Below are 14221 nucleotides of genomic sequence, written 5' to 3' on the forward strand. Positions count from 1 at the left end.
GGCCGCTGCCAGGAATCATCGCCATGGGTTTTGTTCCGTTGATCGAAGTCAGCCGGGGCGGCTTGCCCGAGTGCCAGCACTGGGGCGCCGTGGCTGTGGCCAACCGCCAGGGCCAGGTGCTGGCGCAGGTGGGAGATCCCTATACGGTCACCTTCACCCGCTCCACCATCAAGGCGTTTCAGGCGCTGCCCTTCATGCAGTCGGGCGGGGCCCGCGCGCTGGGCTGGGGGCCGGGCGAACTGGCGCTGCTGTGCGCCAGCCACAACGGCGAGCCCATGCATGTGGAACAGGCCAGCCGCATGCTGGCCAGCGTGGGGCAGGACTACCACGCGCTGCGCTGCGGCTGCCACCGCCCCCTGTTCGCCGAGCTGGGCCTGGGCACATTGCCCCCGGGTTTTGTGCCCGACGAACGCCACAACAACTGCAGCGGCAAACACGCGGGTTTTGTCGCCCATTGTGTGCAGCAGGGGCTGCCGCTGGAGGATCACCTGGACCCCGCCCATCCGCTGCAGGTGGCCATCCGCGACCACGTGGCGCAGGCGGTGGGGCTCGCTCCCGATCAACTGGCCATGGGCATCGACGGTTGCTCGGCGCCCAACTACGCCATGCCGCTGGCGCACCTGGCGCGGGGCTATGCCCGGCTGGCGGGTGGCGCGCCCGACACCGACCTGCACGAAAGCCTGACCACGCTGGCCGACGCCATGGTGGCGCGGCCCGAGCTGGGCTCAGGCACAGGGCGGCACGACCTGGAGTTCATGCAGGTGGGGCAGGGCGACTGGGTGTCCAAGACGGGCGCTGACGGTGTGCAGGTGGTGGGTAGCCGCAGCCGGGGCGAGGCCTTTGCGCTCAAGATCATGGACGGCAACATGGTCGCCCAGGTGGCTGCCGCCGTGGAAGTGATGGACCAGCTCGACTGGCTGGATGCTGGCCAGCGCGAGGCCCTGGCGCGGCGGCGCTCTGCGCACATCGTCAACGCCCGAGGGCTCACGGTGGGCGGGCGCCGCGCGGTGTTCAGGCTGCAGAAGACGGGCTGAGGCCCCTCGGGGCCCGGGAGGGGGCAAGAATTTGAGTAAAAAGTGCCGTCTCCGCGCTAAGGATAAGCGCTTGCAGCTATAAAAAATGTAGCAAATGATTCCGTGTCTGGCAGCACATAGACCACGCCGGGCCCCTGCCCGAACAGCGGGGCGATGTGCTTGTTGTAGAACGCCTCGGGCGCATTCACGCAGCCATAACTGATGCGCTTGTCGCGTGTGCTGCCGCTGGCCAGGCGCTGGTGGCGGCGTTCCGAGGCGCTGACGCTGCGCACCCGGTGCAGCGACACGGCCGAGTCGTAGTCGATCCACACAATGTCTTCCCCGCGCAGGTTGCGGCCCGGTTCGGTCACAAAACGGCCTGCGGGCGTGGTGCGCTCCTCCGGCCGGATCTGCGCCAGCGGCCGCGTGCCCAGGTCGGGCGCCGACCGGTCGCCCCGTGCCGCGCCCAGCAGCACCGGCGCACTGCCCAGCCACTGCCCTTGGGCCGAAAACACATGGATGCGGGCCCAGGGCTTGTCAATCACCGCAAAAGGCAAGCGCTGGTGGTCGCCCGTCTCCGTGGCCCAGCGCACCAGCTGCCGTGCCGTGGCCGAGGCATCGGCGGGCAGCGCCAGGGCGACCAGCGGCGCCGAGGCCAGCGTGCAACCCAGGGCGGAAAAGGCAAGACGGCGGTTCATGGTGAAAACATGCAAGTGAGCCAAACGCTGTGCCCCATCCACGGCCGACGAAACCGGCGCGGCGCAAGGCCAGTGCACCCGTGGGGCTTGCTGTGTCGGGCCACCGGGTGCGTCCCCCTTCGGGGAGGGCGCCGCAGGCGACTCAGGGCGGCTTTTCCCTCGGGGGGCTTTCTCCGGCAGCGAATGCCCCCAATAATGCCCGTACCCGTGACTCTTGCGAAGCACTCCGCTTCCCCCTGGCCATGTTCGATCGCCTGCGCAAAGCCTTCAGCCCGTCCAGCGGCTCCGCCGCCCGGCCCGTCACCAACAAGGAAGTGGCCCGCTGGGCCGCGTCGCAACAGCTGGCCATCGTGCCGTCGGCCACCGAGGGGCACTTCGACCTGGGGGGCGACGTGGGCGGCCACCCCTGGCGCCTGGAATGTGGTGCCCCCACACGCGACTATGTGCGGGGCCTGGAGCTGCGCGGTCGCGCCGACGTGGGCGCCGACCCGGACGCCGCCGTGATGGTGCTCAACCGCTCCTTGCACGAGGCACTGGAGGGCAGCGCCTACAACGCCATCACCGACACGCTGCAGACCACGGTGAACACCAACCTGCCCGAAGAAATGCGCTGGCTGGCCATGTACGAAGAGATGACCTGGCCCGGCCTGCCCGCGTCCTTCCGCCAGCATTTCGCGGTGATTGCCGAGCGCATCGAGGTGGCCCAGCGCTGGATCCACGCGCCCGTGGTGTCGCAGCTGCTCAACTTCCTGGAAGGCGAACACAGCGCCGCGCGTGCGCAGTCTCCCCTGGTGCTGATGCTGGTGCGCGGCAAGGTCTACCTGCGCATGGAACACACCGAGCGCAGCCTGCCCGAAATTGAACACGCCACCCAGATGCTGCTGATAGGCGCCCAGGCCGCGATGCAGAACCTGCCGCCCATGTCGGTGGCGGGGCCGGATGATTTACCGAATCTGGAGCGGTAAACCCCCTCGCCATGCCGACCCAAAAAGCAAACGGGGCCTGTGGCCCCGTTGTTCATTGTGTTGCCCGTGCGATCAAGCCCCGCGCGTGATCGGCACCCCCGCATCGCGGCCGTAGGTGCCGTACTTGCCCAGCTCCCACTTGGCGATCGCGTTGCGGTGCACTTCGTCAGGACCGTCGGCAAAACGCAGCGTGCGTGCACCGGCGTAGGCATAGGCCAGCGGGAAGTCGTCGCACATGCCGCCGCCGCCGTGCACCTGCATGGCCCAGTCGATGACCTGGCAGGCCATGCTGGGGGCGACGACCTTGATCATGGCGATTTCGGTCTTGGCGACCTTGTTGCCAGCCACGTCCATCAGCCAGGCGGCCTTGAGGGTGAGCAGGCGGGCCATGTCGATCTTGCAGCGGGCTTCGGCAATGCGCTCTTGCGTCACGGTCTGCTGCGCCACGGTCTTGCCAAAGGCGGTGCGTGAGGAGGCGCGCTTGCACATCAGCTCCAGCGCGCGTTCGGCCAGGCCGATGAGGCGCATGCAGTGGTGGATGCGACCGGGGCCCAGGCGCCCTTGTGCGATCTCGAAGCCACGGCCTTCGCCCAGCAGGATGTTGGAGACGGGCACGCGCACGTTCTCGAAAGTCATCTCCACGTGGCCGTGGGGGGCGTCGTCATAGCCCATCACGTTCAGCGGGCGGATGATGGTGATGCCCTTGGTGTCGGCGGGCACCAGCACCATGCTTTGCTGCGAGTGCTTGGGCGCCTCGGGGTCGGTCTTGCCCATGGTGACGAACACGGCGCAGCGCGGGTCGGCCGCGCCGGAGATCCACCACTTGCGGCCATTGATCACGTACTCGTCGCCCTGGCGCTCGATGCGCGTCTCGATGTTGGTGGCGTCGCTCGATGCCACATCGGGCTCGGTCATGGCGAAGGCCGAGCGGATCTTGCCTTCGAGCAGGGGCTTGAGCCAGCGGGCCTTGTTGGCCTCGTCGCCGTAGCGGGCGATGGTTTCCATGTTGCCCGTGTCGGGGGCCGAGCAGTTGAACACTTCGCTGGCCCATTGCACGCGGCCCATGATTTCGGCAAGGGGCGCGTACTCCTGGTTGGTGAGGCCCGCGCCTTCGTAGCCCGAGGCGGCGGCACTGTCCACTGGCAGGAACAGGTTCCACAAACCGGCGGCCTGGGCTTTGGGCTTGAGGTCTTCGATGGTCTTGAGCGCGCTCCAGCGTTTGCCCGCTGCCGTGTTGGCCGCCAGTTCAGCGGTGTAGGTGGCTTCGTTCGGGTAGATGTGGTCGTCCATGAACTGGAGCAGCTTGGCCTGCAGTTCCTTGGTTTTGGGCGAGTAGTCAAAGTCCATGGGTTTCTTCTCCGTTGGTAATCGTGGGGCGGCGCCTGTTCTTCTGCCTGTGTTGTTCTTCTCAGCCGCGCTGTGCAAACGACCAGGCCAGCTCGGCCATGGGCCGTGCGGTGTCCCCCGAGGCCTTGGCCTGCGCGCTGGACGCGGTGCCCGCTTCGACGCGCTTGGCAATGCCCTGCAGGATGGCCGCGATGCGGAACATGTTGTAGGCGAGGTAAAAGTTCCAGTCGGCGCGCAGCGCCTCGGGCGTGGCGATGCCGGTGCGTTCGCAATACAGGCGGATGTAGCTGTCTTCGCTGGGGATGCCGAGCGCGGCCAGGTCCTGGCCCGCAATGCCCCGGCCCATGGCGGCGGGGATGTGCCAGCTCATGCAGTGGTAGCTGAAGTCGGCCAGCGGGTGGCCCAGGGTGGACAGCTCCCAGTCGAGCACGGCGATCACGCGCGGCTCGGTGGGGTGGAACATGAGGTTGTCCAGCCGGTAGTCGCCATGCACGATGGACACCTGGCTTTCATCCCGCGCGCTGGCGGGCATGTGGGCGGGCAGCCATTCCATGAGCTTGTCCATTTCGGGAATGGGCTGCGTGATGGAAGCCACGTACTGCTTGCTCCAGCGGCCGATCTGGCGCTCGAAGTAGTTGCCAGGCTTGCCGTAGCTGGCCAGGCCCCGTTCGGCAAACTTCACGGTGTGCAGCGCGGCAATCACGCGATTCATCTCGTTGTAGATGGCGCCGCGCTCAGCCTGCGACATGCCGGGCAGGGACTGGTCCCACAGCACGCGGCCCTGCATGCACTCCATCACGTAGAAGGCGCGGCCGATCACAGACTCGTCCTCGCACAGCACGAACATGCGCGCCACGGGCACATCGGTGCCGTACAGGCCGCTCATCACCGCAAATTCGCGCTCGATGGCGTGGGCCGAAGGCAGCAGCTTGGCCACGGGCCCGGGCTTGGCGCGCATCACATAGCTGGTGGTGGGCGTGATGAGCTTGTAGGTGGGGTTGGACTGCCCGCCCTTGAACATCTCCACCGTCAGGGGGCCCGCAAAGCCCTTCATGTTCTGCGAGAGCCAGGTGCTTAGCGCGGCGGTGTCGAACGCGTGCTGCTCGGAAACGGGCCGGGTGCCCACGAAGTGGTCAAAGTTGCTCATGAGAGGGCGGAGAGTTTGTTGTTGTTGCTCTTCAGTTGTCGGTTTCCGCAATGCGCATGAGTGCCTCGCGGTCGCGCACCACCAGGCCGCCCGGCTCGATGCGGATGGCATCCTCGCGCTCCATGGCTTTCAGCTCCTGATTCACGCGCTGGCGCGATGCGCCCAGCAGCTGTGCCAGCTCTTCCTGCGCCAATTGCAGCCCGATGCGCATCTCGCTGCCGTCCGACAGGCTGGGAATGCCGTAGCTGCGCACCAGGTGCACCAGCTGCTTGGCCAGCCGCGCGCGCAGGGGCAGGGTGTTGAGGTCTTCCACCAGGCCGTAGAGCTGGCGAATGCGCCGCGCGTGCAGGCGCAGCATGGCTTCGTAGAACTCCACGTGCGAGGCCAGGATCTTCTTGAAGTCGGACTTGGCCACGCACAGGATCGTGGTGTCGCCGTGCGCATACGCGTCGTGCGTGCGCCGGTCCCCGTCGAAGATCGCCACATCGCCGAACCAGATGCCCGGCTCCACGTAAGTCAGCGTGATCTGCTTGCCCGAGATGGAGGTGGAGCTCACCCGCACCGCACCGCGTGCGCAGGCAATCCACTCCTCGGGTGGATCGCCGCGTGCGCAGATCAGGGCGCCGTCCTTGAAACGTTTGACGTATGCACATCGGAGGATGTCGTGGCGTAGCGAAGGTGAGAGGGAAGAAAACCAGCGACCGGAGTTGATCGCTTCACGTTCTTCGATAGTAAGAATCGGGTCGTCCATGGTCTGTCTTTTGCGTGACTGGTAACGGGCCCATTGTCGCGTGAGGGACCTGCGCAAAGCGTCAGGGTTGTCACCTGCGCGTCTGCGCAGCCGCTCAGCAAAAAGCCCCTGGCGGCCGGTTCGACTGCCAGGGGCTTGGGAGGGTGAATGGGTAGCGGCTTACTCGTAGCGCGGCACGCGTTTTTCGAGAAAGGCGGAAATGCCTGCGCCACCGTTGGCGTGGTGCAGGTTCTTCACGAAGTGGTCGCGTTCATGGCCCAGGTGCTGAGTCAGGCTGGCGTGGGGCGCTTCGTTCAGCAGCTCCTTGATGCTGGCCAGGGCGTTGGGGGCCTTGGCGTTGAGCTGTTCGGCCAGGGCGAGCGCAGCATCCAGTGCAGAGCCCGCCTCGGCCACGCGGTTGACCAGGCCCAGGGCATGCAGGCGCTCTGCACCAATGCGGTCACCGCACATGAGTATCTCGGTGGCAATCTGGCGGGGCAGTGCCTGCGACAGGCTCCAGCTCGCCCCCCCATCGGGCGACAGCGCCACGTTGCTGTAGGCCATCACGAACACGGCATTGCGTGCCGCCACGATGAAGTCGCAGGCCAGCGCCAGCGAAAAACCCGCGCCGGCCGCCGCGCCTTCCACCGCCGCAATCACCGGCTTGGGGTAGGTGCGGATGGTCTCGATCCAGTTGTGCAGCCCTTCGATACTTTGGGCCTGCACCTCGTGCGGCTGCTGGCGGTTGGCCAGCAGCCGCTGCAGGTTGCCGCCCGAGCAGAACATGCCGTCGGACCCGGTGATGACCACGCTGCCGATGTCGGCGCTGCTCTCGGCCACGCTCAGCGCCTCCACGCCTGCCGCGTACATCGACGGGTCGATGGCGTTGCGCCGCTCGGGGTTGCTCAGGGTCAGGATCAGGGTCTGGCCCTGGCTGGTGCTTCGGAGTTCTGCGGGCATGGGTGGCCTTGGTGCGGGCGTTCAGTTTTCTTCTACATGCGTGAGGCTCAGGCCGATGGCACCGCGCCGGCGCAGCCAGGGGCTGGGGCGGTAGCGGGTGTCGCCATACACGGTCTGCATGTTGAACAACACTTCGAGGATGTTCGTGGGGCCCCAGCGGTCGCCCATGGCCAATGGGCCCAGCGGGTAGCCCAGGCCCAGAGTGACGGCGGTCTCCAGGTCCTTGGGCGAGCAGATGCCTTGCTGGCAGATGTCGGCCGCGATGTTGACGATGGTGGCCACCACGCGCTGGGTAACAAAGCCGCCGCTGTCGCGGATCACGCTCACAGCCTTGCCATCGCGCGCAAACAGCGCATGTGCCGCGTTGCGGATGTCCACGCGCGTGGCGGGGTTGGTGGCCAGCACGCGGCGCTTGGTGGCGGCGTCGTCGATGAGCATATCGATGCCAATGGTGCGCGCCGGGTCCAGCCGCTCCACCACGGCCACTGTGGTCACGTCAAAGCCCAGCGGCGCCACCAGCGTGATGGCGTGGGGTGAGGGGGATTGGCCCGTCTCGATGGTGGCGCCCAGGTCCTTGAGCAACTGGTACAGCTCGGCGCGCCGGGCAGCACGCGGAGACACCCAGACGGGCGGGATGTCGTTGACCACAGGCACTGGGGCTTCGGCGGGCACCTGGGCTACGCCGTCCACATAGCGGTAAAAGCCTTCGCCCACCTTCTTGCCCACGATGCCACCGGCCAGACGCTGCGCCGTGATCACGCTGGGGCGAAAGCGGGGTTCGTCGTAGTACTGGCGGTAGATGGATTCCATCACCGGGTGGGAGACGTCGAGTGCCGTGAGGTCCATCAGCTCGAACGGACCGAGCTTGAAGCCCACCTGGTCGCGCAGGATGCGGTCGATGGTGGCGAAGTCGGCCACGCCTTCGCCCACGATGCGCAGCGCCTCGGTGCCAAAGCCGCGCCCGGCGTGGTTCACGATGAAGCCGGGCGTGTCCTGCGCCTGCACGGGCGTGTGGCCCATTTGCTTGGCATAGGCGGCCAGGGCGGTGCACACGGCGGCATCGGTCTTGAGCCCGGCAATCACTTCCACCACCTTCATGAGTGGAACCGGGTTGAAGAAGTGGAAGCCTGCCAGGCGCTCGGGCCGCTGCAGGCCCGCGCCGATGGCGGTGACGGACAGGGAGGAGGTGTTGGTGGCCAGCACGGCATCCGGGCGGACCACGGCCTCCAGCTCGGCAAACAGCGCCTTCTTCACGTCCAGGCGCTCCACGATAGCCTCCACCACCAGATCGCAGCTCGCCAGGTCGGTCACGGCCTTGACGGGGTGCAGCCGCGCTACCAGCTCGCTGGCCTGCGCGGCATCGATGCGGCCTTTGGCCACCAGTTTGTTCCATTGTTCCTGGAGTGCTGCCTGGGCCGCATCGGCGGCGCCGGGGTTGGCATCCAGCAGAAAAACCTGGCTGCCGGCCTGGGCTGCGATTTGGGCAATGCCCCGGCCCATGGCGCCGGTGCCCACGATGGCGATGGTGGGAAACTGAATTTTCATAGCGCCATTATGGCTCTGGCCTTATCTGGGACTTGTGTGCAAGAATGCCTCAGACCAGGAACAGAACTTATTGTGAAAATCCGTAACACTATTTTTGGGCCGGGGCTGTGGGTGTTCGCAGCTGGTGCGTCGGCACTGTCGCTGGGCAGTGGCAGCGGCACGGTGGTGTTGGGATCTCCTGTCGATCTGACGTTTGAATTGCAGCCCGACCCGGGCTCGGATGTCGCGTCTTCCTGCGTCTCAGCGAAGCTGGTGGCGGGCGACAACGCGATTGGCGACAGCAAGGTACGCGTCATCCCCCTGCCTGAAGTGCGGGGGCGCCCATCGGGTGTGCGGGTCATGGCATCCGTTTCCCTGGATGAACCCGTGCTCACCGTGACCCTCACGGCCGGGTGCGCTGGCAAAACCACACGCACATACACATTTCTCTCTGACCTTCCGACCACTGCCACGCGCTCGGCCTCGGCGCTGCCGGTGGATCTGTCGCGCCTGCCCGCTGCCAGAGGGGGCGAGGCCGTCCAGCCCCCGGCGGCGGCACCAGACAGCCGTGCGGCACCAGCCCCTGCCGACCGGCAAGCCACGCGCCAACCCCCGGCACCCCGGGCGCCCACCGTGGCACGGCCTGCAGCCCCAGCCCCTGCGCGGCCTGTTGCCCGCGCACCGGCCCCCACCAAGGCCTTGGCGGCTGGGGTCGCGCCGGCCCAGCGCCCCCGCCTGGTGCTGGAGCCCCTGGACATCTGGCTGGACAGCCCGGTCCCGCTGCGTTCCAGCACCGAACTCATGGTCACGCCGTCCGAGGAAATGTCGGTGCAGCGCGCACAAGCCATTGCGCTGTGGAAGTCGCTGAACGCGCAGCCAGAAACCCTGCTCAAGGACAGCGAGCAACTGAAAACGCTGGAGTCCGAGGCCGCAGCCCTGCGCGCGCAGGCCGCCAAAGACCGTGCTGCCGCCGCGCAGTTGCAGCAGCAGCTGGAGTTGGCAGAGCAAGAGCGCTTTCCGGCGGCCATCGTGTATGCGCTGGGGGCCTTGTTGGCGCTGGCCCTGCTCGGGGTTGCGTGGATGTGGGTGCGCCTGCGCAATGCCTCCCAGAACGCCGTGCGGGCCTGGGGTGACTCGGTGGCACTGGGCGCGCGCGATGCCGCCGTGGCCGAGGAAGCGCTGGGCCTGGCACCCCATCCCGCAGATTCCTGGCTGCCGTCCGACACCCAGCCTTTGCCCGACGAAGGCCCCGCCTCCACGGGGCCGTCATCGCCAGTCACCGTCCCTGCGCCCAGCCCGGTGCCGGTGGCGGCGGTAGCCAGCAGCGCTGCCTCTAAAACCACGGTGGTCAGCGCACCCGTGCCGCTGCCCAGGCCACCGGTGGCGCCGCCATCACCCGCCGCGGCATCGGCATCGCTGCACATCGTCAACCCTGAAGAGCTTTTTGACATCCAGCAGCAGGCTGAATTCTTCATTTCGGTGGGCGAGCACCAGCAGGCCATCGAAGTCTTGAAGAACCACATCGCAGAGCACCGCGAGACTTCGCCGCTGGCCTATCTGGAGCTTTTGCAGCTGTACCACACGCTCAGCCGCGTGGACGAGTTTGCCCAGCTGCGTGCGCAGTTCATGCAGTCCTTCAATGCGCAGGTGCCGGAGTTTTCCGGCTTCCACCGCACGGGGCGCATGCTCTACCACTACACCGATGCGCTGGCCGAGATCGAAGCTGCGTGGACATCCGCCGAAGTGCTGGGGTTGCTGGAGAAGTTCCTGTTCCGCCGCACCGGGGCCGAAGCGGTGGAGCCGTTTGACCTGGCGGCCTACGACGACCTGCTGCTGCTGCTGTCCATCGCGCAGACCACCCCTGCCAGTGCACGGGGCGAGCCCCCGCCACGCAAGCGGACCACCCCGCTGGCACCGCCCCGGGTCGAAGCCCTGGTGGCCGAACCGTCCGTGGCCTCTGCTCCGGCAGTGGCTGCATCGTTGCGGGACGACGCGCCGCTGGATTCGCTCGCAGCCAGCCTGGAGTTTGACTTTGGGGCCATGCCGCCACGCACTGCTCCGGCGAACAACAGCGCCCCCGTGTCCACCGCCCCGGCGGCCATGGGCGCAGACAGTGGCAATGCGCCCCTGGACCTCGACCTGTCCGAACCCCTGCACCTGACCCTCAGCGACCTTCCGCCTGTGCCGGTGACGCCCCCGCCATCCTCCGGGCAGGCCGTGGGTTTTGGCATGGAGAACGACCTGATGGAACTGCGGCTGGAACTGGAGCAGATGAAACACAAGGCCGATCGCAGCAAGTAAAAGGCCTGGGCCAGCGGCCCAGGGCCTGCTGTGGCGCCTCGGCACGCGCTGCGTGGGCGGCATCAGGTGGGTTGGATGCCACGTCAATGCACCGCCGCCACCGCATGGCGCAGTACCTTCAGTCCCTGGCGTTGTGTGCCAGGCCCTGGGGCAGCCTTCAGACGGGCGTGGGCGCCATGTGCTGCATCAACTGGGCCGCAGCGCTTTCAGGATCTGCCGCGTTCACCAGCGCCCGCACCACGGCGATGGAGCCCACCCCCGTGGCCAGCACCTGCGCAAACTGCTCGGCGCCAATGCCGCCAATGGCCACCTGCGGGTAGTGCCGCATCAGCCGCGCATACACCCCCAGCCGACCCACGCCCTGGGGCGCCGTGGCCATTTTCTTGAGCGTGGTCGGGAACACGGCCCCCATGGCGATGTAGCTGGGGCCCACGGCATCGGCGCGCACCATTTCGGCATAGCCGTGGGTGCTGACGCCCAGGCGCAGGCCCGAGTTGCGCAGCGCCTGCAACTCGTCGGCTTTCAGCGCGTCCAGGTCTTCCTGGCCCAGGTGGATACCGTAGGCACCCACGTCGATGGCCACGCGCCAGTGGTCGTTGATGAACAGCAGCGCACCTGTGCCCTGCACGGCCTGTACGGCGGCGCGCACTTCCCGTTCAATCGCGGCCGCATCGTCGGACTTGAAGCGCAGCTGCACCGTGGGCACACCTGCGCGGGCCATGCGGCCCACCCAGGTGGCGTCCGGCAGCACGGCGTACAGGCCCAGGCGCTCGGGGCAGGGCGCGAACTGGTGGGCGCGGGGCAGAGGCTGCAGGCCGAAGTCCTCAGGGGCGTCAGGCCACACCTCGGGCTGCGCCGCGCCAGTGCGCAGGGCGCGCGCCTGCCAGGCCCGGGCCAGGCATTCGGCGTCGTGGGCGATGAAGCCCAGCTGGCTGCAGGCTTGCAGCGCGGCCAGGTAGACCGGCTCCTGCGAGGTGGGGGCAGGCACGGGCTCGGGCGCAAAACCCGCAAAGGTGGCTGCGTGGTGGCTCAGGATGGCGTGCGCCAGGGCGGGGGTGTCATGCATGGGCGTGGTGCCAGAAAGGGGTGCCCAGCACGGGGGTACTGGGCTGGGCGGCATCCTGCGCGGCCATGGCGCCTGCCAGGCGCGCTGCGCGCCCGGCGCCCACGGCATCGGCAAATGCACCAGCCATGGCCACGGGGTCCTGCGCCAGGGCCACGGCGGTGTTCAGCAGCACGCCGTCATAGCCCCATTCCATGACCTGGCAGGCGTGCGATGGCAGGCCCAGTCCCGCGTCCACCAGCATGGGGACTTGAAGGCGCTCGCGCAGCGTCTGCAGCGCGTAGGGGTTGACGGGGCCCCGACCGGTGCCGATGGGCGCGGCCCAGGGCATCACGGCCTGGCAGCCCACATCCACCAGGCGCTGGCACAGCACCAGGTCTTCGGTGCAGTACGGCAGCACCTGAAAACCTTCCTTGATGAGATGTTCGGCCACGCCCACCAGGTTCAGCGTGTCAGGCTGCAGGGTGTAGTCATCGCCGATCAGTTCCAGCTTGATCCACGGGGTGTTGAACACCTCGCGTGCCATCTGGGCGGTGGTGATGGCCTCTTGCGCGCTGTGGCAGCCAGCGGTGTTGGGCAGCACGGGCACGTTGAGCTTGCGCAGCAGATCCCAGAAGCTGCTCCCGCTTTCGGCCGGGTTGCTGCCCTGGCGGCGCAGCGAGGCGGTGACCATGGCGGGCTGCGCGCGCAACACGGCGGCTTCGAGCACGGCGGGCGAGGGGTATCGCGAGGTGCCCAGCAGCAGGCGGCTGGTGAACTGCTGGCCATACAGCACCAGCGGGTCTTGGGGCGTCGGAGTGGTCATTTGGTTACTATGTTTTTGATAGCTATCAGGGCTTGATGGACGCGCGCAGAGGGCCTTTTTCCTTCAAATTTCAGGCGCTGCATCAGCCCCCGGTCACGGGCGAGATGATTTCCACGCGGTCGCCGGGCTGCAGCCGGTGGGCGGCGTAGGCGGTGTTGGGCACAAAGGTGGTGTTCACCGCCACGGCAAAAGGCGGGCGCGCCTCGATGGCGGCCACGGCGTCGGCCACGGTGGCGCCTTCGGGCAGTTCGTGCGGGGTCTGGTTGATGGAGATGTTCATGCGAGAGCGGCAGCGCTGGTGGCGGGCACGGTTGCAGGAGCCAGGTTCAGCGCGAGGTCAAAACGTTGCGAAAGCTGCGATTGTCCTGTGTTCAGCACTTCCAGGGTCACATCCAGCATCGCCGGGGCGATCATGAAGCCATGGCGGTACAGGCCGTTGATCTCCAGCACGCCCGGCTGCGTCTGGCGGATGGCGGGCAGGTTGTCGGGCAGCGTGGGGCGGCACTGCGTGGCGAGCTCCAGGATGCGGCCTTCGGCAAAGCCGGGGTGCACGGCATAGGCAGCGCTCAGCAGTTCCAGCGTGGAGCGCACGCTCGCGGGCGAGAGGTCGTCGGATTCGATCTCGGTGGCGCCGATCACAAACAGGTGGTCTTGTTTGGGTGCGATGTAGATGGGGTAGCGCGGATGCACCAGCCGCGTGGGGCGCTGCAGCGTCACATCGGGCGCGTGGATGCGCACCACCTCGCCGCGCACGCCGCGCAGCGCGCTCCACTGGCTCTTGGCGCCCAGGCCCCGGCAGTCCAGCACCCAGTCGGGCTGGCCGGGGGCACCGGGGCTGAAGGTGTCGGGCGACTGCGGGCTGTGCCAGTGCGCACGCACGCCCAGGCGTTGCATCTCCACCACCAGCGCCGCCAGCAGTTGGCGGTTGTCCAGCTGGCCCTCACCGGACAGGTAGAGGCCCTGGGCAAAGCGGTGGGCCAGCGTGGGCTCGGCCTGGGCCAGGCCGTCGCTGTCCAGCTTTTCAAGCCGGGGCAGCTCGGGCACGGTGTGCTGGTTGGCCTCCAGCTGGCGCGTCAGGCGCTGGGCTTCGGCGGTATCCTGCCGGTGCCACACGATCAGCGTGCCTGCCTGCTGGAAGAACACCGGCTCGGCCAGCGGCGCCAGCAGCTGCGGCCAGCGGGCCAGGGCATGGTGGCCCATGCGCACCACGCCGGGTTCGGTGATGGCCGATTCGGCCAGGGGCGCGAGCATGGCGGCGGCCACCGTGGCGGCCGAGCCTTCGGCGGCGGGGCTGCCCGCGTCATGGATGTCCACGCGGTGGCCCTGGCGGGCCAGCTCCACTGCAAGCAGGCGGCCCATGAGGCCTGCGCCCAGGATGGCAAAGGAGGAGGGTGACAGTGGCATAGGCGTTGTGGTCTGTCCGTGTGCTGCAAACGAGGTGCGAGCAAGGTGCATGGGGACAAAACGGGGCTGTGCCGCTTGAAAAGAAACTCCCCACGCCAGCATGATCTGGATCGGGTAGCGGGGCCATGGTGTGCAGTGTTGCTGCGGGCCCCAGGGTATTTCTCAGTCGCACACCTTAGAACAGCTTCTAAACGGCGGGACACCCCTGTTTCGTCCGGAAAAATCAAATTACAGCACAAGCCCGCACCACTCTTTTTGCGCTGG

At 67.5% G+C, this 14221-nt stretch carries 13 protein-coding genes; 3 read left to right on the forward strand and 10 right to left on the reverse strand.

Annotated elements, in window-relative coordinates:
• Positions 1 to 23: 23 nt before the first annotated feature.
• Positions 24 to 1034, forward strand: coding sequence for an asparaginase (locus CBY09_RS15500; RefSeq protein ID WP_094290498.1), 1011 nt, complete (start codon positions 24 to 26; stop codon positions 1032 to 1034).
• A gap of 56 nt (positions 1035 to 1090) precedes the next feature.
• On the opposite strand, the gene CBY09_RS15505 is transcribed toward CBY09_RS15500, so the two are convergent.
• The gene (locus CBY09_RS15505) at positions 1091 to 1711 is read right to left on the reverse strand and encodes a hypothetical protein (protein ID WP_094290499.1); all 621 of its coding nucleotides are present in this window, start codon (positions 1709 to 1711) and stop codon (positions 1091 to 1093) included.
• A 242-nt stretch (positions 1712 to 1953) separates the two neighbouring features.
• On the opposite strand from CBY09_RS15505, the gene CBY09_RS15510 reads away from it, so the two are divergent.
• Positions 1954 to 2676: a hypothetical protein gene (locus tag CBY09_RS15510; protein WP_094290500.1), complete on the forward strand. Its 723-nt coding sequence runs from the start codon at positions 1954 to 1956 to the stop codon at positions 2674 to 2676.
• Positions 2677 to 2748: 72 nt separating this feature from the next.
• Here the strand turns inward: CBY09_RS15510 and CBY09_RS15515 are convergent, their stop codons facing one another.
• The 5 genes from CBY09_RS15515 to CBY09_RS15535 form a co-directional block, all read right to left on the reverse strand.
• Positions 2749 to 4023 carry an acyl-CoA dehydrogenase family protein gene (locus CBY09_RS15515; RefSeq protein ID WP_094290501.1) on the reverse strand — a complete coding sequence of 425 codons (1275 nt, stop codon included), beginning with the start codon at positions 4021 to 4023 and terminating at the stop codon, positions 2749 to 2751.
• Positions 4024 to 4084: 61 nt separating this feature from the next.
• Positions 4085 to 5170, reverse strand: a complete 1086-nt coding sequence (locus tag CBY09_RS15520; RefSeq protein WP_094290502.1) for a phosphotransferase — start codon at positions 5168 to 5170, stop codon at positions 4085 to 4087.
• A gap of 31 nt (positions 5171 to 5201) precedes the next feature.
• The gene (locus CBY09_RS15525; protein WP_063460954.1) at positions 5202 to 5921 is read right to left on the reverse strand and encodes a Crp/Fnr family transcriptional regulator; all 720 of its coding nucleotides are present in this window, start codon (positions 5919 to 5921) and stop codon (positions 5202 to 5204) included.
• 159 nt (positions 5922 to 6080) lie between these two features.
• Complete coding sequence (locus CBY09_RS15530; RefSeq protein WP_094290503.1) at positions 6081 to 6860, reverse strand: oxepin-CoA hydrolase, alternative type; 780 nt, start codon at positions 6858 to 6860, stop codon at positions 6081 to 6083.
• A 21-nt stretch (positions 6861 to 6881) separates the two neighbouring features.
• On the reverse strand, positions 6882 to 8405 hold the full coding sequence (locus CBY09_RS15535) for a 3-hydroxyacyl-CoA dehydrogenase (protein WP_094290504.1): 1524 nt from the start codon (positions 8403 to 8405) through the stop codon (positions 6882 to 6884).
• A 72-nt stretch (positions 8406 to 8477) separates the two neighbouring features.
• On the opposite strand from CBY09_RS15535, the gene CBY09_RS15540 reads away from it, so the two are divergent.
• A complete protein-coding gene (locus CBY09_RS15540) occupies positions 8478 to 10685 on the forward strand; it encodes a hypothetical protein (RefSeq protein WP_338025257.1) in 2208 nt (735 codons plus the stop codon).
• 157 nt (positions 10686 to 10842) lie between these two features.
• Here CBY09_RS15540 and thiE read toward each other — a convergent pair whose 3' ends face one another.
• The 4 genes from thiE to thiO all read right to left on the reverse strand — a co-directional run bounded on the left by thiE (position 10843) and on the right by thiO (position 13957).
• Positions 10843 to 11751: a thiamine phosphate synthase gene (gene thiE, locus CBY09_RS15545; protein WP_094290505.1), complete on the reverse strand. Its 909-nt coding sequence runs from the start codon at positions 11749 to 11751 to the stop codon at positions 10843 to 10845.
• Positions 11744 to 12553: a thiazole synthase gene (locus CBY09_RS15550; protein WP_094290506.1), complete on the reverse strand. Its 810-nt coding sequence runs from the start codon at positions 12551 to 12553 to the stop codon at positions 11744 to 11746. The genes thiE and CBY09_RS15550 overlap by 8 nt, the downstream gene beginning before the upstream one ends.
• Before the next feature lie 82 nt (positions 12554 to 12635).
• Positions 12636 to 12833, reverse strand: coding sequence for a sulfur carrier protein ThiS (gene thiS / locus CBY09_RS15555; RefSeq protein WP_094290507.1), 198 nt, complete (start codon positions 12831 to 12833; stop codon positions 12636 to 12638).
• Positions 12830 to 13957, reverse strand: a complete 1128-nt coding sequence (gene thiO / locus CBY09_RS15560) for a glycine oxidase ThiO (protein ID WP_094290508.1) — start codon at positions 13955 to 13957, stop codon at positions 12830 to 12832. The genes thiS and thiO overlap by 4 nt, the downstream gene beginning before the upstream one ends.
• Between the last annotated feature and the right edge of the window lie 264 nt (positions 13958 to 14221).

This window comes from Acidovorax kalamii, from assembly GCF_002245625.1.
In the GTDB taxonomy this organism is placed as follows: domain Bacteria; phylum Pseudomonadota; class Gammaproteobacteria; order Burkholderiales; family Burkholderiaceae_C; genus Acidovorax; species Acidovorax kalamii.

What these genes read in the sequence shown, in the direction of transcription:
- thiO (WP_094290508.1), bottom strand. Translation starts at nt 13,957, where the DNA reads ATGCCACTGTCACCCTCCTCCTTTGCCATCCTGGGCGCAGGCCTCATG.
- CBY09_RS15510 (WP_094290500.1), top strand. Translation starts at nt 1,954, where the DNA reads ATGTTCGATCGCCTGCGCAAAGCCTTCAGCCCGTCCAGCGGCTCCGCC.
- thiS (WP_094290507.1), bottom strand. Translation starts at nt 12,833, where the DNA reads ATGAACATCTCCATCAACCAGACCCCGCACGAACTGCCCGAAGGCGCC.
- CBY09_RS15505 (WP_094290499.1), bottom strand. Translation starts at nt 1,711, where the DNA reads ATGAACCGCCGTCTTGCCTTTTCCGCCCTGGGTTGCACGCTGGCCTCG.
- CBY09_RS15515 (WP_094290501.1), bottom strand. Translation starts at nt 4,023, where the DNA reads ATGGACTTTGACTACTCGCCCAAAACCAAGGAACTGCAGGCCAAGCTG.
- CBY09_RS15500 (WP_094290498.1), top strand. Translation starts at nt 24, where the DNA reads ATGGGTTTTGTTCCGTTGATCGAAGTCAGCCGGGGCGGCTTGCCCGAG.
- CBY09_RS15525 (WP_063460954.1), bottom strand. Translation starts at nt 5,921, where the DNA reads ATGGACGACCCGATTCTTACTATCGAAGAACGTGAAGCGATCAACTCC.
- CBY09_RS15550 (WP_094290506.1), bottom strand. Translation starts at nt 12,553, where the DNA reads ATGACCACTCCGACGCCCCAAGACCCGCTGGTGCTGTATGGCCAGCAG.
- thiE (WP_094290505.1), bottom strand. Translation starts at nt 11,751, where the DNA reads ATGCATGACACCCCCGCCCTGGCGCACGCCATCCTGAGCCACCACGCA.
- CBY09_RS15520 (WP_094290502.1), bottom strand. Translation starts at nt 5,170, where the DNA reads ATGAGCAACTTTGACCACTTCGTGGGCACCCGGCCCGTTTCCGAGCAG.
- CBY09_RS15535 (WP_094290504.1), bottom strand. Translation starts at nt 8,405, where the DNA reads ATGAAAATTCAGTTTCCCACCATCGCCATCGTGGGCACCGGCGCCATG.
- CBY09_RS15530 (WP_094290503.1), bottom strand. Translation starts at nt 6,860, where the DNA reads ATGCCCGCAGAACTCCGAAGCACCAGCCAGGGCCAGACCCTGATCCTG.